Source organism: Aggregatibacter sp. HK296 (assembly GCF_980469475.1).
The window spans coordinates 1346353-1366862 of record NZ_OZ413142.1 but is presented as its reverse complement, the minus strand read 5'-3'; the positions used below and the strand labels follow the sequence as shown (position 1 = coordinate 1366862).

16 protein-coding genes are annotated in these 20510 nt (G+C 43.3%); 10 read left to right on the top strand and 6 right to left on the bottom strand.

All coding sequences use genetic code 11. From position 1 onward, the window contains the following. Positions 1–128 precede the first annotated feature (128 nt). Together fabB and AC30SH_RS06405 are read left to right on the top strand one after the other, a co-directional pair. Positions 129–1349, top strand: a complete 1221-nt coding sequence (gene fabB / locus AC30SH_RS06410) for a beta-ketoacyl-ACP synthase I (protein ID WP_212510499.1) — start codon at positions 129–131, stop codon at positions 1347–1349. A 140-nt stretch (positions 1350–1489) separates the two neighbouring features. Beyond that, positions 1490–3346 (top strand): ATP-binding protein, encoded by a 1857-nt coding sequence (locus AC30SH_RS06405; RefSeq protein WP_212510500.1) that lies wholly within the window; start codon positions 1490–1492, stop codon positions 3344–3346. Between the two features lie 83 nt (positions 3347–3429). Here the strand turns inward: AC30SH_RS06405 and mglC are convergent, their stop codons facing one another. From mglC to AC30SH_RS06385, 4 genes are all read right to left on the bottom strand, one after another. Continuing rightward, the gene (gene mglC, locus AC30SH_RS06400; protein ID WP_006717420.1) at positions 3430–4440 is read right to left on the bottom strand and encodes a galactose/methyl galactoside ABC transporter permease MglC; all 1011 of its coding nucleotides are present in this window, start codon (positions 4438–4440) and stop codon (positions 3430–3432) included. 18 nt (positions 4441–4458) lie between these two features. Further along, the gene (gene mglA, locus AC30SH_RS06395) at positions 4459–5991 is read right to left on the bottom strand and encodes a galactose/methyl galactoside ABC transporter ATP-binding protein MglA (RefSeq protein ID WP_162541378.1); all 1533 of its coding nucleotides are present in this window, start codon (positions 5989–5991) and stop codon (positions 4459–4461) included. 73 nt (positions 5992–6064) lie between these two features. Next, complete coding sequence (gene mglB / locus AC30SH_RS06390) at positions 6065–7057, bottom strand: galactose/glucose ABC transporter substrate-binding protein MglB (RefSeq protein WP_489582272.1); 993 nt, start codon at positions 7055–7057, stop codon at positions 6065–6067. Positions 7058–7273: 216 nt separating this feature from the next. Next, complete coding sequence (locus AC30SH_RS06385) at positions 7274–8293, bottom strand: substrate-binding domain-containing protein (protein ID WP_048748779.1); 1020 nt, start codon at positions 8291–8293, stop codon at positions 7274–7276. Positions 8294–8536: 243 nt separating this feature from the next. On the opposite strand from AC30SH_RS06385, the gene galT reads away from it, so the two are divergent. The 5 genes from galT to lnt all read left to right on the top strand — a co-directional run bounded on the left by galT (position 8537) and on the right by lnt (position 14672). Further along, positions 8537–9580 carry a galactose-1-phosphate uridylyltransferase gene (galT, locus tag AC30SH_RS06380; RefSeq protein ID WP_212510501.1) on the top strand — a complete coding sequence of 348 codons (1044 nt, stop codon included), beginning with the start codon at positions 8537–8539 and terminating at the stop codon, positions 9578–9580. A gap of 158 nt (positions 9581–9738) precedes the next feature. Next, a complete protein-coding gene (gene galK, locus AC30SH_RS06375) occupies positions 9739–10893 on the top strand; it encodes a galactokinase (RefSeq protein WP_212510502.1) in 1155 nt (384 codons plus the stop codon). Then, complete coding sequence (galM, locus tag AC30SH_RS06370; RefSeq protein WP_212510503.1) at positions 10887–11924, top strand: galactose-1-epimerase; 1038 nt, start codon at positions 10887–10889, stop codon at positions 11922–11924. Before galK ends, galM begins: the two co-directional genes overlap by 7 nt. A gap of 198 nt (positions 11925–12122) precedes the next feature. Then, a complete protein-coding gene (gene corC / locus AC30SH_RS06365; RefSeq protein ID WP_111296679.1) occupies positions 12123–13019 on the top strand; it encodes a CNNM family magnesium/cobalt transport protein CorC in 897 nt (298 codons plus the stop codon). Between the two features lie 108 nt (positions 13020–13127). Next, on the top strand, positions 13128–14672 hold the full coding sequence (lnt, locus tag AC30SH_RS06360) for an apolipoprotein N-acyltransferase (RefSeq protein ID WP_212510733.1): 1545 nt from the start codon (positions 13128–13130) through the stop codon (positions 14670–14672). Between the two features lie 59 nt (positions 14673–14731). On the opposite strand, the gene infA is transcribed toward lnt, so the two are convergent. Continuing rightward, entirely contained in the window at positions 14732–14950 is a 219-nt protein-coding gene (infA, locus tag AC30SH_RS06355; protein WP_013746899.1) for a translation initiation factor IF-1, read from the bottom strand. 223 nt (positions 14951–15173) lie between these two features. Here infA and pepB point away from each other — a divergent pair, with 223 nt between their 5' ends. Both pepB and ndk read left to right on the top strand, forming a co-directional pair. After that, positions 15174–16475 carry an aminopeptidase PepB gene (pepB, locus tag AC30SH_RS06350; protein WP_489582403.1) on the top strand — a complete coding sequence of 434 codons (1302 nt, stop codon included), beginning with the start codon at positions 15174–15176 and terminating at the stop codon, positions 16473–16475. Between the two features lie 11 nt (positions 16476–16486). Next, positions 16487–16912 (top strand): nucleoside-diphosphate kinase, encoded by a 426-nt coding sequence (ndk, locus tag AC30SH_RS06345; RefSeq protein WP_006717440.1) that lies wholly within the window; start codon positions 16487–16489, stop codon positions 16910–16912. Between the two features lie 151 nt (positions 16913–17063). Here ndk and apbC read toward each other — a convergent pair whose 3' ends face one another. Next, on the bottom strand, positions 17064–18176 hold the full coding sequence (apbC, locus tag AC30SH_RS06340) for an iron-sulfur cluster carrier protein ApbC (RefSeq protein ID WP_212510505.1): 1113 nt from the start codon (positions 18174–18176) through the stop codon (positions 17064–17066). A gap of 171 nt (positions 18177–18347) precedes the next feature. Between apbC and metG the strand changes: the two genes are divergently transcribed. Beyond that, positions 18348–20408, top strand: a complete 2061-nt coding sequence (gene metG, locus AC30SH_RS06335) for a methionine--tRNA ligase (protein ID WP_489582271.1) — start codon at positions 18348–18350, stop codon at positions 20406–20408. Positions 20409–20510 lie beyond the last annotated feature (102 nt).

Here is a 20510-nt window from a genome sequence, read left to right as displayed (position 1 = left end):
ATACGCTGATTTGGCCTAACTGGTCGAACGTTATAATTAATGCTTGCAATATTTTGGTTTCATAGTAAATTGCGCTCAGCTAACAAATGTAAGTCGAAATGATTTTCCCAACTCATAAGGAAGAACGAATGAAAAGAGCAGTAATCACCGGATTTGGTATTATTTCCAGTATTGGTAACAACAAAGAAGAAGTATTGGCTTCATTAAAAGCCGGTAAATCCGGTATTGAAATCGTACCTGAATTTATTGAAATGAAAATGCGCAGCCATGTGGCTGGTACCATTAAATTGGACCCGAGCGAGTTAATCGATCGTAAAGTGTATCGCTTCATGGGCGATGCGGCGGCATACGCTTATCTTTCTATGAAAGAAGCGATTGAAGATGCGGGTTTAACCGAAGAGCAAGTGTCTAACGAACGTACCGGCTTGGTTATCGGCGCTGGCACAGGCTCTGCTCACAACCAGTTGGTGGCTTGTGATGCTGTGCGTGGTCCGCGCGGCGTGAAAGCCATCGGTCCTTATGCCGTCACTAAAACTATGGCATCCAGCGTATCCGCTTGCTTAGCGACTCCATACAAAATCAAGGGTGTGAGTTACAGTATCAGTTCCGCTTGTGCCACTTCAGCACACTGTATTGGTAACGCATTAGAACTTATTCAATTAGGTAAACAAGACATCGTTTTCGCCGGTGGTGCAGAAGAATTATCTTGGGAATGTGCGACTGAATTTGACGCAATGGGCGCAGTGTCCACCAAATATAATGAAACCCCAACCAAAGCGTCTCGTGCGTATGATGCAAACCGTGATGGTTTTGTCATTGCCGGTGGTGGTGCCGTGGTGGTTGTGGAAGAATTGGAACACGCGCTTGCCCGCGGCGCGAAAATTTATGCGGAAATCGTCGGTTATGGTGCAACCTCTGACGGTTATGACATGGTGGCGCCAAGCGGTGAAGGTGCAGAACGTTGTATGAAACAAGCCATGGCAAACATTGACACACCAATCGACTACATCAACGTGCACGGTACATCAACGCCAGTTGGTGATGTGAAAGAATTGGGTGCGATTAAAAACGTATTCGGCGATAAAATCCCGGCGATTTCTTCCACCAAATCTATGACAGGTCACTCTTTAGGGGCCGCGGGTGCGCATGAAGCGATTTACACTTTGTTAATGTTAGATAACGATTTCATTGCACCAAGCATTAACATCGAAACCTTAGATGAACAAGCTGTAGGTTGCAACATCGTCACTGAAATTAAAGAAAACGCCGGTTTACAAACTGTAATGTCAAATAGCTTTGGTTTTGGTGGCACGAACGCCACACTCGTGTTTAAACGTTATAACGGTTAATCCGTCGAGTTATTTCTCTTAAAAGTGCGGTCGAAATTCAATATGTTTTTCGACCGCACTTTTTTGTCTTTAAAACGCCTCAACATCCTTTGTACAGTTAAGGTACAATATTTATTATTTCTCTCTTTCCATGGAATCCTATGAAGAATATCAAACAGTTCGGTAGTTTTGCGCGTCGTTATGTGGATTGGGTCGTCCGCCTGGGGAAAATCCGTTTTTCTATTTTAGGTGTGTTAATTCTGGCCATCTTGGCGTTATGTACACAAATGGTATTAAGCCTGATTTTTGTTGGCACAATCTATTGGCAAGATCTTTTACGTTCCATTGTATTCGGGATGATTTCTGCGCCTTTTGTGATTTATTTCTTTACCTTATTGGTGGAAAAATTAGAACGTTCTCGCCAAGCATTGTCTCGTTCGGTGGTGAAACTACAAAATGAAGTGCAAGAGCGACTGTTAGCGGAAAAACGCTTATCGGCGGCATTGGATAAAGTGGAAAAAATCAGCCGAGATAAAACCACATTAATGACCACAATTAGCCATGAATTACGTACGCCGTTAAATGGCATTATTGGGTTAAGTCGCATTTTATTGGAAGAACAGCCGACAGCACGCCAGAGTAGTTATTTACGAACCATCAACAGCAGTGCAATTTCCCTTTCTCATATCTTCAGCGATATTATCGATTTAGAAAAAATTGATGCGCGTCGTATTGAGTTAAATCGTAAAGAAACGGATTTGTATGCGTTGCTGAATGATATCAGTAATTTTGCTGTGCTCATTGCGGGAGAAAAACACTTAGAATTTCGCTTAATTTGTCCACCGACATTACCGAATTGGTTGATGTTGGATGGGGTGCGATTAAGCCAGATTTTATGGAATTTGATTACGAATGCGGTGAAATTTACTCCGCAGGGAAGTGTGACCTTATCTATTGAGCAAACTGCTGAAGATGAATTTGCTATTCGTGTGACGGATACCGGCATCGGTATTGCGGAAGCGGATTTAGAAAAAGTCTTTGAACTGTATTATCAAGTAGATTCTCATCACTACAAATCTTTGGGCAGTGGGATTGGTTTATCAATTTCTAAAACTATAGCACAGCTAATGGAGGGCGATTTGACGGTAAGTAGTGAATTAGGAAAAGGCTCAACCTTCTTACTGACCTTTAAAGCTAAAGAGGCTCAACAGCCGGTAGAAAGTGGTAATAAAGTGCCGTTAAAATTGCGCATTTTGTTGGTGGAAGACATTGAAGTGAATATCGTTGTCGCAAAATCTATGTTGCAAAAACTCGGTTACCAAATTGATGTGGCTATGACTGGGGCGGAAGCCATTCAAAAATTTGAGGAGAACTATTACGACCTCGTCTTCTTGGATATTCAGTTACCGGATATGTCAGGTTTTGATATTGCCCATCATCTGCGTGAAAACTATGAAAATGGCATTTATGATTTTCTTCCGCCATTGATTGCGTTGACAGCGAATGTGGTGCAAAAGAAAGAAGCGTATTTGGAACAAGGCATGGATGATGTCATTCATAAGCCGTTATCTCTCGATGAATTAAATCAATGTTTGTTGGATTATTTTGGCGAAGAAATCAAACATTTTGATGTGGTGGAAAAGAAACCATTGCAGGAATCTACAGACTTTGACACGAAAATGCTGGGCGAGTTAATTGAAATGCTGGGGGTGAAGTTTGTGCAGGATAATCTCACTTTATTTGAACAGGCAATGAGCGGTTATGTGATTGAATTACAACAGGCTTACCAAGCGTATGAGAAGGCGCCGGAACAGCAAGCTGAGTTGCTTTCAACCTCGCATAAAATAAAAGGCGCTTTAGCTTCGGTGGGGTTAAAACGCTTGCAACAAATTGCTGCGTTGGCACAGAACGGTGACGCGGAAAATTGGCAGGAGAATATTGCGCATTGGGTGGATATTTTGGCGCAAGAGTGGCAGTTAGATGTTAATAAATTACGCCTCAAGCTCAGTGAAATGTAGTTAAAATACAAAAAATAACGACCGCACTTTGGTAAGTGCGGTCGTTTTTTATGGCGTTTTTCAATGTTTCATGAATCGGAAGATTATTTTTTCTTCGCGTATTTCAAGGAGTCGATAGCTACCGCGAGGATGATGATGCTACCTTTGATGATGTATTGCCAGTAAGGGTTCACACCGATATACGTTAAACCATAGTTAATGACGGTGAAGATGATTACCCCGGTAATAACACCGATAACCGTACCCACACCACCGGCGAAAGACACGCCACCCACCACGCAGGCTGCGATAGCATCCAATTCATACATGAAACCGAGGTTATTGGTTGCAGAACCGATACGACCGGCCTCTAACATACCACCGAATGCATAGAACATACCGGCAATCATGTAGATGACAACAAGGTTACGAGCAACGTTTACACCGGAAACTTTTGCCGCTTCAGGGTTACCACCGATAGCAAAAATGTTTTTACCAAAGCGTGTTTTATTCCACATCACCCACACACAGAAAGCACAAATAGCGGCATAAATAGTGATATAGGAGAGCTTAAACGAACCTAGACGGATGAAGCCTTGAGCAAAAACAGAGAAGTTTTCGCTGAAACCGGCGATAGGGGAGCCGCCTACAGCATCGTAATAAAGGGAGTTGAAACCGTAAACGATGATCATGGTACCCATGGTGGCGATAAACGGCGTTACGTTTAAGTAAGCGATAACTAAACCATTGACTAAACCGATGACTGCACCCACAGCACAAACGGCAAGGATAACTACCGGAATTGGAATTTCACCGAGGTCAGGGAAAACACGATTCATGTTTTCCATGGATTGCAACATGGTCGCAGAGATTACCGCGGCGAGACCAACCTGACGACCGGCGGACAAGTCGGTACCTTGTGTCACCAATAAGCCGGCAACCCCAAGAGCGATGATTAAACGCACGGAGGATTGGGTCAGAATGTTACTGAAGTTGACCAAGTTAAGAAATGTTGGATCTTGTGCGATGATGATGCCAAGTAAAATCAACAACACAAAATAAATCGCATTTTGTTTTAGGAAATCGAATGATTTATTTTTTTCTAAGGCACTCATAATTTGTTCCTTTGTTATTTATAAATATTTTGCGGCAAGTTGCAAAATTTCTTCTTGAGAGGTTTTTGCAGTTTCAACGATACCGGCAACTTTACCGTTACTCATGACGAGAATGCGGTCGGTTACCCCAAGGAGTTCAGGCATTTCGGAAGAAATCATTATGATGCCTTTATCCTTTTTCGCCAGTTCCTGAATTAATTGATAAATTTCAAATTTTGCACCGATATCGATCCCGCGGGTCGGTTCGTCCAACATCAGAATCTCAGGTTGGGTTAATAACCAACGACCGATGATGACTTTTTGTTGGTTACCGCCGGAAAGTGAGCCAATCGTTGTTTTGTGTGATGGCGTTTTGACATTCATGGAATCAATTACCCATTGGGTGTCACTGCTCATTTTCTTATTACTGAGCAATTTCCAAGGGGTTAAATAGGATTTCATGTTGGAAATCAGAGAGTTGAACTCAATGCTTAAGTTAGAGTAAATCCCTGTTGAACGGCGTTCTTCGGTCACGAGCGCAAAACCGTGGTTAATTGCCTCAAGTGCGGTATGATTTTTTACTGTTTTTCCATTGAGCTTAATGGTGCCGCTTTTCAGTTCGCGCACGCCGAAAATGGCTTCAACAATATCTGTACGTTTCGCGCCGACGAGACCTGCAATCCCTAAAATTTCCCCTTTACGCAAATTGAAAGATACATCTTGAATAGAAGGTTGGTTTAATGCCGTCAGATTTTCTACTTCTAAGGTGATTTCTTTTGGTACGTTAGTTTTTTCCGGGAAGCGTTGGGTGAGTTCACGGCCTACCATCATGGAGACGATTTCTTCCATGGAGGAGGTTTTTACCGGCACGGTATTAATCCATTTTCCATCACGCAGAATGGTGATTTCATCACAAATTTTGAAGATTTCGTCCATTTTGTGAGAAATATAAATAATACCGCAACCGCGATCTTTTAATTTTTGAATGATTTTAAACAGATGTTCCACTTCTTTTTCGGAAAGTGAGGATGTCGGTTCATCCATAATCACAATTTTTGCGTTATAAGAAAACGCTTTCGCAATTTCGATCATCTGCATTTGTGAAACGGAAAGTTTGGCTACTTTTTCTTTTGGATCAACATCAATGTCCAATTCATCAAAAATAGCTTTGGTATCACGGTACATTTTCGCGTGATCTACAAAAGGCCCTTTAAGCGGGTAACGACCTAGCCATAGGTTATCCATTACGCTGGTTTGACGCACAAGGTTAAGTTCTTGGTGCACCATGGAAATGCCGTTTTCTAAGGCTTCTTTTGAGGTTTTAAAATTCACGGGTTTGCCTAAAAACAAGATTTCACCTTCGTCTTTAGCGTAAATGCCGAACAAGCATTTTAACAACGTGGATTTACCCGCACCGTTTTCCCCCATCAATGCGTGTACAGAATGCGAACGGACGCTTAAGTTTGCGTGATCTAAGGCTTTTACGCCCGGAAAGGACTTGCTGACATTAGTCATGGTAAGCAGGACTTCGCCATTTTGGCTTCCGCTTTGACTTTGAATTTGTTCTGTCATATCCAACCTCATAAATAAAGGGGAAGGGACATAAGTGTTGTCCTACGCTTCCCCTTACATTAATAAAACAAATTTATTTTAAGAATTCTGATAAGTTATCTTTATCTACACCAACATAAGGAACGCGTACAACACGATCTTTAAGTTCCCATTTAGTGCCTTCGGTCGCCGGTTTGCCATTTGCTAAGTTATTAGATAACTCAACAACGGCTTTACCTTGGTTTACACCGTCATTTAACACAGTACCAGCAAGTTCACCTTTTTTGATCAGTTGTAATGCTTCAGGTAGGGCGTCAACACCGAAGATTGGTAATTTTTTACCGTGAGCTTTGGTTGCTTCTAATGCACCTAATGCCATACCGTCATTGTTAGAAATGATCACTTCGATGTCATTTGCTTTAGAGCTGGATAACCATGCATCTACTTTGTCTTTTGCTAATGCGGCATCCCACATACCGGTATCAATGAAGAGTTGTTCAGTTTGAATACCTTGAGCATGTAGTTGTTCTACTACATATTTTGTACGTGCTTCAGCATCTGGGTGACCCGGTTCACCTTTTAATAAAACAAATTGGATTCTACCGTCTTTGTTTAAGTCTAATGCCGGCATTGCTTTCCATTGTTTTGCAATTAAGTCACCTTGGATAATGCCTGATTCTTTCGGATCTGTACCTACAAAGTAAGCGTTATCATAAGAAGCGATTGCTTTTGCACCCGGGTCTTTATTGAAGAACACAACAGGAATATTGTCCGGTTTTGCTTTACCGATGATGGTTGGTGCCGCAGATGGGTCAACTAAGTTGATCGCTAACGCTTTTACGCCTTTTGAAAGTAATACGTCAACTTGGTCGTTTTGAATAGACTGTGCGTTTTGAGAGTCATTCATTAATAATTTCACGTCTTTTAATTGATCTGCGTCTTTTTGGATTTCTTTACGCATTAAAGACATAAAGTTGTCGTCATATTTATAGATTGTCACACCGATACGGGTTTCTGCTTGTGCTGCACTGATGCCGGCACCGAAAGCTACTGCTAAAGCAACTGCACTTAATACTGTTTTTTTCATAATGCATGTTCTCCATTAATTGTTCATATAAAGAATAAAGAGGGGTTTATTTCAGTGATAATTCATTAAAGCATTATTATCAAAATCTTACCTTTTTACACTGCAATCGCTACTCGGGTAATTGGCAGTAAGGATACCTTGTTTTTTGGGGAAAGAATGTGATCATATTCACATTTATGAAAACGATTACATCTCTCGCTCAAAAATAATGCAATTTTAACGTTTTTCCTCCTTTGGATAGGCGCTTTCCACTGAAAAACGTCTGACTAATGTCGGATTAAATTGCGGATTAATAGGTAAAGAAAGGCTTTTATCAACCAAGCTTAGTGCCAGTTTTGCGGCATAATTTGCCATAAGATCAATAGGATAACGAATTGTTGTAAGTTTAGGCACCAAATAACGGGCAATTGGCATATCGTCAAAACCAATAATAGAGAACTGTTTCGGTACTTTGATATTATTTTCATTGAGTACGGATAACGCACCCGCAGCCATGGAATCATTGTAGGCAACAACGGCTGTTAAATTATCGTTATAACTCAATAGGTTAATCATGGCTTCTTCACCACCTTCGAAATCCGGTGTGCTATGTACGATGGCATTTTCGACAACGGGAATACCATGTTCTGTAAGCGCATTCAAATAACCTTGTTTGCGCTCAGCTTCGTCGTTAATTCTATGGTTTGAGCCGATATAACCGATATGGCGATGTCCTGCGTTAATTAGTGTATTGGTAGCAATATAAGTGCCTTTTTGGTTATCCAATCCGACACAGCGGGATTCATAACCTTTAATACAACGGTTGATAATCACCATTCCCGGCACACTTTCTAAATAATCCGCTAAAGTTTGATCATCTAATGCCTTGGAATGCACGACTAAACAATTACAACGTTTACGCAGTAGGGTATCAATGGCTTCTTTTTCTTTTTCCGCTTGGTGATACCCCATACCGATCAAAATATTTTTGCCATGTTCCATGGCGACGTGATCGACTGCTTTCACTAAAATTGCAAAAAAAGCGTCCGTTACATCGGTCACCACGACGCCTAATGTATCAGAACTTTGCGAAGCCAAGGCTTGCGCATTGGCATTTGGACGGTAGCCTAATTGTTCAATGGCGTTCAATACAGCGGCACGTGTGTGTTCTTTCGCACAAGGGTGATTATTTAACACCCTAGATACTGTCGCGACAGAAACGCCAGCCTGTTTAGCAACATCTCGAATAGTAACCATAGATATCCCTTCATTATGTGTGACTAAAACCTAAGGAATCATAATCGGAAAAAAGACTTTTTGGAAACGCTTACTTTTAAAAGTGTCGTTTCTGTCACAGTTTTTCTCATCGCTTTATGGCTTAAACAAATAGAAATTCATTTTTGTGATCTTGCTAACAGTTTAATTTGTTAAATATGCTATTTTATGCCATATTTTTGTAATCGTTTTCATAAATTAAATACAACCGAACATAGGTACATTATGACAACTGTTTTTGAACCTACCGATCATCCGCACCGCAGATATAATCCGTTAACCGACCAATGGGTTTTAGTTTCTCCTCATCGCGCTAAACGTCCATGGCAAGGACAACAAGAGAAAGTCAATGAAGAACAAAAGCCAAGTCACGATCCGAATTGCTATCTTTGCCCGCGTAATAAACGCATTACCGGTGAACCGAATCCCGATTATCACAAACCTTATGTGTTTAAAAACGACTTCTCCGCGCTGTTAGAAGACACGCCTGCACCGCAGCAGAATGACAATCCGTTATTCCAAAGTTCACAAGCTCGAGGTGAAAGTCGCGTCATTTGTTTTTCGCCGGATCACAGTAAAACGTTGCCATTATTGACCGCACTTGAGATCGAAGAGGTCATTAAAGTCTGGCAGGAACAGCTCCGTGAGCTCGGACAAAAATACCAATGGGTACAAATCTTTGAAAACAAAGGGGCGGCAATGGGCTGTTCTAACCCACATCCACACGGACAAATCTGGGCCAACAGCTTCCTGCCGAACGAAGTGGCAAGAGAAGATAAAGCACAACGCCAATATTACGAGAAACACGGTTCCGTGCTGTTAGTGGATTATGCTCAACAAGAATTGGAACGCAAAGAACGCATCGTTGTGGAGACAGAACATTGGGTTGCTGTGGTGCCGTATTGGGCAGTTTGGCCGTTTGAAACGTTGTTGTTACCAAAAGTGCACGTTAAACGTTTGACGGAATTAAGTGATGCGCAAGCGAAAGATTTGGCGGTGATATTGAAAAAACTCACGACCAAATACGACAACCTATTTGAAACCTCTTTCCCGTATTCCATGGGGTTCCACGCTGCACCGTTTAATGGCGAGGAAAACGACCATTGGCAATTGCACGCCCATTTCTACCCGCCGCTTTTACGCTCTGCTACCGTGCGCAAGTTTATGGTGGGCTATGAAATGCTCGGCGAAAGCCAACGTGATTTAACGGCGGAACAGGCAGCAGAAAGACTGCGTGCGTTGAGTGAAATTCACTATAAACTGAAATAATGTACCTAATTCCCCTCTTTAGCAAAGAGGGGTTAGGGGAGATTTGGCTGAATAAAATTCAACTTCATGCGTAAAGTTATACGTCGAAATCTCCCCCCGCCCCTCTTTATAAAAGAGGGGAGCTGATTGAGCAATACTTGAATATAAAGGATACAAACATGACCCCAATCCAAAAATCCCAACACATTTTCAGCCAAAAATACAACAAACAGCCTGAATTGACCGTGTATGCGCCGGGTCGAGTCAATATCATCGGCGAACATACCGACTACAACGATGGCTTTGTGATGCCATGCGCCATTAACTACGGTACGGCGATTGCCGGCGCGAAACGCAACGATCATGTTTGGAATGTGTATGCCGCCGATTTGGATTTGTCTGATGAGTTTTCACTAGATAAAGAAATCCCACAAAGTGAACAAAAATGGGCGAATTATGTGCGTGGTGTGGTGAAATTCATTCAGGAACGTTGCCCTGATTTTAAACAAGGAGCGGATTTGGTGATTTCCGGTAACGTGCCGCATTCTTCCGGCTTGAGTTCTTCAGCCGCGTTGGAAGTGGCAACAGGAAAATTCTGTCAGCAGCTGAGCGATTTGCCTTTAAGCCATACAGACATTGCGCTTATCGGGCAAAAAGCAGAAAACAAATTTGTTGGTGCCAACTGTGGCAATATGGATCAGCTGATTTCTGCGCTCGGACAACAAGATCATTTATTGATGATTGACTGCCGTAGTCTTGAAACGCAACCAACGCCCGTGCCGCAGGATGTGGCGGTAATTATCGTGAACTCTAATGTGCCGCATGATTTAGTTACCGGCGAATACAACACCCGTCGTCAGCAATGTGAATGCGCAGCGGCATTTTTCGGCGTGAAAGCCTTGCGTGATGTGTCTGTGGCACAGTTTAAAGAAAAAGAAGCAGAATTGACCGCACTTGATCCGCTGGTGGCAAAACGCGCCCGCCATGTGGTCACGGAAAATCAACGGGTGTTAGATGCGGTAGAGGCCTTGAAACATAACGACTTAACCCGTCTTGGCGAATTAATGGGACAGTCGCACGATTCCATGCGAGACGATTTTGAAATCACCGTGCCACAAATTGACTATTTAGTGGAATTGGCACAATTGGTCATCGGTAAGCAGGGTGGTGCACGCATGACCGGAGGTGGTTTCGGCGGTTGTATCGTTGCTCTTGCGCCACACGATAAAGTGGAAGCCGTACGCAAAATCGTGGCAGACAATTACGAAAAACAAACAGGTTTGAAAGAAGACTTTTATGTTTGCACGGCTTCACAAGGAGTACGTGTATGCTAGAACAACACGCGCAATGCACTGCGCCGGACGGCTTGCCGTTTCAGCTTTTCACGTTGCAAAATGCACAGGGAATGCGTGTGCAATTTACTGATTGGGGCGCAACTTGGACGTCTTGCTGCGTGCCGGTCAACGGAGAATTGCGTGAAGTCTTGCTGGGCTGCAAGTTGGAAGCGTATCCGGTTCAGCAAGCCTATTTGGGGACGAGTGTCGGGCGTTATGCCAACCGTATTGCCAATGCCCAATTTACGCTTAATGATAAAACCGTGACCTTAACCGCCAACCAAGGAAAGCATCAACTTCACGGTGGTGTAAACGGCTTTGATAAACGCCGTTGGGCATTAGAAAAGTGCGGTGAAAATTTCGTGTGTTTTTCCTTGCATTCTGCCGACGGCGATCAAGGCTTTCCCGGCAATGTGGATGTGACGGTGACTTATACCTTAACGGAAGAGAATTCGGTAAAAATCGAGTATGCAGGGAAAAGCGATCAGGATACGGCATTGAATTTAACCAACCACGCTTATTTCAATTTAGAAAACGCTGAGCAGGGGACAGATGTTCGCCATCACCGCTTGCGCCTGAATGCGGATTTCTATTTGCCGGTAGATAGCGAAGGCATTCCAAATTCGCCGTTAAAACACGTGGTAGGCACAAGTTTTGATTTTCGCGTTGCCAAGCCGATTCAACAGGATTTTATGCAAGGCGAACAGCTTGCTACCAAGGGCTACGATCATTCTTTTGTCGTCAATAAAGCCTGGCAAAAACCTTGCGTTTTGCTGAGTTCACCAAATGACGATTTGCATTTGGAAGTGTTGACTTCACAAGCGACATTGCAGGTTTATACTGGAAATTATCTTTCAGGTACACCAACTCGACATGGCACGCAATACGCGGATTACAGCGGTGTTGCGTTGGAAACTCAATGTTTGCCCGACACGCCAAATCACCCCGAATGGCAAAATTATGGCGGCATTGTGAAAGCAGGTGAAGCGTATTACCAATGGACGGAATATCGCTTTAAAGGGAATGATTAAACCAAAAGTGCGGTGAATATTCGCCGCATTTTTTTGTTTGAAATATCTCATGGCACTTCATTAAGCGATTAATAATTTTGTGATATGCCACAAAATTTAAGAGAAAAACAGACCGCACTTCCGTTCTTCCTTTTGCGCTTTCGTGGCAAATATGGTACTTTCTCCGCTGTCAATCCGACGGCAACTTTTTTTATTTTTATGAACGAAGAACACTCGACCAACCAATCTGAAGTTACTAAAAAATCTTTTTTCCAATCTCTTTTCGGACGTTTCTTTCAAGGCGAACTTAAAAATCGCGATGAGTTAGTAGAAGTGATCCGAGATTCTGAACAAAACGATCTCATCGACCAAAATACCCGTGAAATGATTGAGGGCGTGATGGAAATCGCTGAATTGCGTGTGCGCGATATTATGATTCCGCGTTCTCAAATCGTTTTCATTGAAACCGATCAGGATTTAGATTCTTGTTTGGACACCATCATTGAATCTGCTCACTCCCGTTTCCCGGTGATTGCCGATGCAGACGACCGCGACAATATCGTGGGGATTTTGCATGCGAAGGATTTGCTGAAATACCTGCGTGCGAATGCGGAAGAATTTAATCTGTTACATATGATTCGTCCGACCATGATCGTGCCGGAAAGTAAACGTGTGGACAGAATGCTAAAAGATTTCCGTTCCGAGCGCTTCCACATGGCGATTGTGGTAGATGAATTTGGTGCTGTGTCCGGTTTGGTGACTATTGAAGATGTATTGGAGCAAATCGTCGGAGACATTGAAGACGAATTTGATGAAGAGGATGTGGCGGATATTCGCCAACTTTCTCGCCATGCTTACGCGGTGCGTGCCTTAACGGATATTGAAGATTTTAATCAACAATTTAACACCCAATTTAATGACGAAGAGGTGGACACTGTTGGTGGTTTGATTATGCAGGCATTCGGTTATTTACCAAAACGTGGTGAAGAAATTACACTGGAAAATCTGCACTTTAAAGTGACCTCTGCAGACAGCCGTCGCATTATTCAACTTCGCGTTACCGTGCCGGACGAGTATTTGCCTGAAATGGAGAACGTTGAGAACGTGGCTGAGTAGCTTTTCCATTTAAAACCGTTAAGTTGCTTCTTTTGGCAATGTGCGGAATGGAATACCAATATTTAAAAGGATAAAAAGCAGGCATTTTGCCTGCTTCACTATTTTATGATGAACAAATATTTAACTTACCTTATTGCGCTTATTTCGGGTGCCATCGGTGTATTCGCCTTTGCGCCTTTTCATTACTGGGTCTTGTCCTATGTCTCTTTATTTGGCTTGATTTGGGTGGTAAAAACACCGCAAAAATCCACCGCACTTTTATCTGCTTTTTTATGGGGCTTGAGTTTCTTTACGTTTGGAGTGAACTGGCTGCATGTTAGTATTCATCAATTTGGAGATGCGCCTTTACTGGTGAGTTATTTCTTAGTGGTGCTGTTGGCGGCATACTTATCGCTATATCCGCTCTTATTTGCATATTTGGTACGCCGTTTACAGGTGCAGCGAGCCGTCATGTATCCGGTACTGTGGACGTTTACCGAATTCCTGCGCGGTTGGGTTTTTACCGGTTTTCCTTGGTTACAATTCGGTTATACGCAAATTGATAGCCCGTTTGCTGGGATTACGCCGATTTTTGGCGTTACCGGTTTAACCTTCTTGGCTATGTTCTTAAGTGCGGTCGTTTTTAACATCGTTTCTGCGTTATGGAATTCACCGAAAAAATGGAATGTTATCTTGGCAAATAGTCTCATTTTAGTGATTATTGGTGGGGCGGCAAGTTACACATCGCAGATCAATTATGTAAAAGAAAATCCTGAAAAAGCGCTGAATGTTTCTTTAGTGCAGGGCAATATTGAACAAAATTTGAAATGGGATCCAAATTATTTGTATCAAACCATGGAAAATTATGGGCGATTAATTGGCGATAATCTAGGAAAAACGGATTTAATCATTTTGCCGGAAGCGGCGTTTCCTACCTATGAAAATAGCATTCAACCGTTTTTTCAAATGTTGCAATCCTTGGCGGAAAAAGCCAATACGGAAGTGATGGTCGGTACGATTTATCAAGATGAAACATTAGGCAAATTGTTCAATTCTATTGTGGTGGTGGGGAATCAAACGGCACCTTATCAGATGCAAACGGCAAACCGTTATAACAAACATCATTTAGTACCGTTTGGTGAATATGTTCCGTTAGAGAGTATTTTACGCCCGCTTGGTTCGGTGTTTAATTTACCTATGTCAGCTTTTCAAAGCGGAGCGCCTGTACAGCAAGCATTACAAGCCAAGAACCTGAATTTCACCGCGGCAATTTGTTATGAAATTATTCTCGGTGCGCAGTTGCAGAAAAATCTCACGGCAAATAGCGATTTTATTCTCACGGTTTCTAATGATGCCTGGTTCGGTAATTCCATCGGCCCGTGGCAACATTTACAAATGGCACAAATGCGTGCGTTGGAACTCGGCAAACCGGTGATTCGGGCAACGAATACAGGCGTGACGGCATTTATTGATGCGCAAGGTAAAATTGTGGCGCAAGCCCCGCAATTTGTGGAAACGGTGTTGACGCATCGTATTGCGCCGACACAAGGTAAAACCCCTTACAGCGTTTTTGGTGATATGCCGTTATATGTCTTAAGTGCGGTCTTTTTCTTGTTGCATTTGTTAGGCATGTGGCTTCAGCGCCTGATCTTGAAACGGGTAAGAAAAGATTGATGCTAAAAACAAAAACACCGGACATTATCCGGTGTTTTTGTTTATGCAATAAAGCGAAATTAACGGCTACGGAATACGATGCGGCCTTTGCTTAAATCGTATGGTGTCATTTCTACGGTTACTTTGTCGCCGGTTAAAATACGAATGTAGTTTTTACGCATTTTGCCGGAAATGTGTGCAGTTACCACGTGGCCGTTTTCCAACTCAACGCGAAACATGGTGTTTGGCAAGGTTTCTAAGATAGTGCCTTGCATTTCAATGGAATCTTCTTTTGCCATTTGATCCTCTAAAATAATTAATCGGTTTTTCCGCCGGCTACTTTGGGCGGAATCTCATACAAAAAGTCGGTGCGGATTATACCGTTTTTGTCGGTGGCAAGAAAGTTTTTTAACGCAGATGCCCGTAGGAAGCGCTTTTTTATTGGATTCATGATGAGAAAGCCCAATAAAACTGATATATTACAAGCCGTTATTCTCAATATTTAAAGGAGAAATTATGTCTATGCAGGTTTTGCTTTCAAACCAACCGGCCTCGGCAGTTTGGGGTGAAAAGGCACTCGTCAGTTTTAATGAAGATAAAGCGACCCTTCATTTAACTGATTTTTCCGACCGCACTTCCATACAAAAAGCGGCGCGGAAGTTACAAAATCAGGGAATTTCTGATGTTTCGTTAAGCGGAGAAGGGTGGCAGTTGGAAAATTGCTGGGCGTTTTATCAAGGTTTTTACAATGCGAAGAAACAGTTTAAATTGCAGTTTCCGACATTATCTGCGGAGCAACAACAAGAACTGAATCACCGTATTCAATGTGGCAATTTCGTGCGTGAAATCATTAATCTGCCGGCAGCCATTTTAACGCCGGAAGAGCTTGCCCAACGCGCCGCGAAGTTTATCGGGCAGACGGCAGAGCAAGCCGCTAAACAAAGTGCGGTCAGTTTTTCCATCGTTTCTCGAGAAGCATTGCTAGAACGTGGTTACCACGGTTTATGGCAGGTGGGGAAAGGCTCGCAAAATCTGCCGGCGATGTTGCAGTTGGATTTCAACCCGACAGGTAATTCGGACGCACCGGTGTTGGCCTGTTTGGTGGGCAAAGGCATTACCTTTGACAGTGGCGGTTACAGTATTAAACCGAGCGATGGCATGAGTACTATGCGCACTGATATGGGTGGCGCAGCATTATTGACGGGAGCGTTAGGCTTGGCGATTTTGCGTGGTTTAAATCAACGGGTGAAATTATTCCTTTGCTGTGCAGAAAACTTGGTGAGTAGTCGCGCCTTTAAATTGGGTGACATTATCCAATATCGTAACGGTGTCAGCGTAGAAATTCTTAATACGGATGCCGAAGGGCGATTGGTGTTGGCGGATGGCTTAATTGATGCGGACGCACAACAACCTCAATTTATCGTGGATTGTGCGACCTTAACCGGTGCGGCAAAAGTCGCGGTGGGCAATGATTATCATAGCGTGCTATCCATGGATGATCAGTTGGTCGCCGATTTATTCCGTTCTGCCGAGCAAGAACAAGAGCCATTTTGGCGTTTGCCGTTTGCGGAATTACATCGCGGACAAATTAAAACAGCGTTCGCTGACATTGCCAATACCGGCACGGTTCCCGTGGGCGCAGGTGCCAGCACGGCAACCGCGTTTTTATCTTATTTCGTGAAAAATTATCAACAACATTGGTTACACATTGATTGTTCCGCCACGTATCGCAAAACCCCAAGCGACTTATGGGCGACCGGTGCGACCGGTATCGGTGTGCAAACCCTTGCCAATTTATTATTAGCTAAAGCAAAACAACAGTAAGAGGATGTGAAATGAGCTTACAACGAACGTTATCTATTATTAAACCGGATGCCGTAAAGCGTCATTTAATCGGCGCGATTTTGGCACGCTTTGAGCAACAAGGCTTCAAAGTGATTGCCGCTAAGATGGTGCACTTCACCCAAGAACAAGCGGAAGGTTTTTATGCGGAACACCAAGGCAAACCCTTTTTTGCACCTTTGGTGGAATACATGATTTCTGCACCGGTATTCGTGAGTGTGTTAGAAAAAGAAAACGCGGTGCAAGATTACCGCACTTTAATCGGTACGACGAATCCTGAAACGGCGGCAGAAGGCACGATTCGTCGTGATTTTGCATTAAGTCAACGGGAAAACTCCGTGCATGGTTCCGATAGCCCGGAAAGCGCGGCACGAGAGATTGCTTATTTCTTCGTTGATGATGAGATTTGCGATTATTAAGATTGCGATTTAAACAAAAAGCCATTTTGTCAAAACAACGTGGCTTTTTTATTACGATAAGCAAAAAGTGCGGTGGATTTTTCGGATGTTTTAAAACATCTTGGAAATCCACCGCACTTCTATTTTATACGGGATAATTTAAGTAACGCCGTTACTTCACTTCGCGGAACATAATTTCGCTCGGAATCACAGAACCTTGCCAGTAAAGTTCGGTCGCAACTTTTTCCGCTAATTTTAAGAAACCTTGTGCAATTTCGCTGTCCGGTGCCGCAACCACAGTCGGTTCGCCGCGATCCAAATCTTGACGAAGGCGAATGTGTAACGGTTGTTGACCTAATACTTTGATGTTGTATTTGTCTGCAATGCGCTCTGCACCACCGGTACCAAAAATCGCTTCTTGGTGACCACAGTTGCTGCAAATGTGCATGGACATATTTTCCACAATACCTAACACCGGCACGGAAACACGCTCAAACATGGAAATCCCTTTCACAGCATCCAATAGGGCGATGTCTTGTGGTGTTGTAACAACCACGGCGCCTGTCACCGGAATTTGTTGGGACAGGGTAAGTTGGATATCACCGGTGCCCGGAGGCATGTCGATCACAAGATAATCTAAGTCAGGCCATAGGGTTTCTTGTAATAGTTGGCTTAATGCGCTGCTTGCCATTGGACCACGCCAAATGGTGGCGTTGTCTTCGTCCATTAAGAAACCGATGGAGTTAGCATACAAGCCGTGCGCTTCAATTGGCGTGATGTGTTGATTATCCGGTGATGTCGGGCGTTGATGCGGTGCACCGAGCATGTGTGGAATGGAGGGGCCGTAAATATCCGCATCTAAAATCCCTACGCGGGCGCCTTGTTGGTGTAACGCGATGGCAAGGTTAACAGAAACGGTAGATTTACCCACCCCGCCTTTACCAGAACTCACCGCAATAATATTTTTAACGCCTTTCACCGCAGGATGATTGTTGGCACGTTTAAGGGTCGCGATTTGGTAGTTAAGCTGCCATTTGATATTTTCCACTTCTGCTGCGTCTTTTAATGGTGCAGTTAACGCATCTTTTAATTCGGCAAACGCGGTGTTCCAGGCAAAAGGCATGGATAATTCCACGCGTAAAGTGTTTCCGCCTTTTTCGACTTTTTTCAATGTATTAAGAGAAATGAGATCTTTTTGCAGAGTAGGATGTTGAAAGTTTTTGAATAGCTGAACAATCTGTTCCTTTTGTTGTTCCGTTAAATTCTCGGAAAATAATGTCGCCATAATGCTTCCTTTTTAATGTAGTAAATTCGTCGGGCTCTATTTAATCATGAGCGCCTTTATCTGTTAAGTTAAAAATGCCTAAATCATGATTAAACTAGAAAAAATACCCTCAATAAGGTAACATAACCCCCAATTTTTTTCTGTTTTTCAAGTCTTTTAAAGGTCAATAATATGTCGAATTCCAAGCGTAAAATTTTAGTTACTTGTGCCTTGCCGTATGCCAACGGCCCGATTCATTTAGGCCACATGTTGGAGCATATTCAAGCGGATATTTGGGTGCGTTTTCAACGGATGCGCGGCAATGACATTCACTTTGTGTGTGCTGATGATGCTCACGGTACGCCGATTATGCTAAAAGCGGATCAAATGGGCATTACGCCGGAACAGCTTATTGACGATGTACGCCAAAAACACATGGCGGATTTTGCCGGTTTTAACATCAGTTTTGATAACTACCATTCCACACACAGCGAAGAAAATCGCGAGTTTTCAGAATTCATTTACAACCGTTTAAAAGAAAACGGTTTTATTAAAAGCCGTACCATTTCCCAACTATACGATCCTGAAAAAGGCATGTTCTTACCGGATCGTTTTGTGAAAGGCACTTGCCCAAAATGTAAATCGCTGGATCAATATGGCGACAACTGCGAAGTGTGTGCAGCAACCTATAGCCCGACAGAACTCATTAACCCGCGTTCTGTGGTGTCAGGCGCAACGCCGGTCATGAAAGATTCCGAGCACTTCTTCTTTGATTTGCCAAGTTTTGAAGCCATGTTGAAAAACTGGTTGGGTTCCGGATCTTTGCAGCCGGAAGTGGTGAATAAAATGCAGGAATGGTTTGAAGCGGGTCTTCAACAATGGGATATTTCCCGCGATGCGCCGTATTTCGGTTTCCAAATTCCGAATACGGAAGGCAAATATTTCTACGTTTGGTTGGATGCGCCTATCGGTTACATGGCCTCTTTCAAAAATCTGTGCAAACGCGAAAGCCATATTGATTTCGACAGTTTTTGGCGCAAAGACAGCGATGCCGAGCTTTATCACTTCATTGGCAAAGACATCATGTATTTCCACAGCCTGTTCTGGCCTGCCATGTTAGAAGGTGCCGGTTTCCGCAAACCGAGCAATATTTTTGTGCACGGCTATGTGACGGTGAACGGCGAGAAGATGTCAAAATCCCGCGGTACATTCATTCAAGCGGCAACCTATTTGAAACACTTGGATCCGGAATGTTTGCGTTATTACTACGCGGCGAAATTAAGTAATCGCATTGACGATTTGGATTTGAATTTAGAAGATTTCGTTCAGCGCGTGAACACGGATTTGGTGAATAAATTGGTGAATTTGGCTTCCCGTAACGCCGGTTTTATCCAAAAACGTTTTGATGGCAAGTTGGCGGCAGCATTAGATGATCAGGCTTTATTTAATGAATTTATCGCACAATCTGAGCAAATCGCTACGTATTACGAAAATCGCGAATTTGGCAAAGCCATTCGTGAAATCATGGCATTAACCGATAAAGCCAATAAATATATCGACGATAAAGCCCCTTGGGTGATTGCGAAAGAAGAGGGCAAAGACGCAGAGTTGCAAGCGGTGTGTTCTATGGGGATTCAATTATTCCGCGTGCTGATGGGCTATTTGAAACCGGTGTTACCAAAACTGGCAGAACGTGCAGAGGCCTTCTTGCTGGCGGAATTAACGTGGGAAAATTTAGCGCAGCCTTTATTAAATCATCAAATTGCACCGTTTAAAGCCTTGTTCTCTCGCTTGGATGGTAAACAAATTGAAGCAATGATTGAGGCGTCTAAAGCGGAAAATGCGCAAGTGAATGCCGCACCTGCTGCGAAAAGTGCGCTTCAAAATGCCAATGAATCTGCGGGAGTTATTGAGCCGATTGCGGAGACGATCACGATTGATGATTTCGCTAAGTTAGATATGCGTGTGGCGAAAGTGTTGAAATGCGAAGCCATGCCGGAATCCAATAAATTATTGCGCTTTGAACTGGATTTGGGCGATCACAAACGCCAAGTTTTTTCCGGTATCAAGGCGGCTTACGATAAGCCGGAAGAGCTGGAAGGTCGCTTTGTGATTATGGTGGCAAATCTTGCGCCACGCAAAATGAAATTCGGTGTGTCCGAAGGCATGATTTTAAGTGCGGGCACTGGCGGCGCTGATTTGTTCCTGTTGTCTGCGGATGCGGGGGTGAAAGCGGGAATGCAGGTGCAGTAAGCATCATTCCACATTTATAGGGACAGACTTTATGTCTGTCCGACAATCTGATGATACGAACAGGACAGGCATAAAGCCTGTCCCTACGATTAAAGTGCGGTT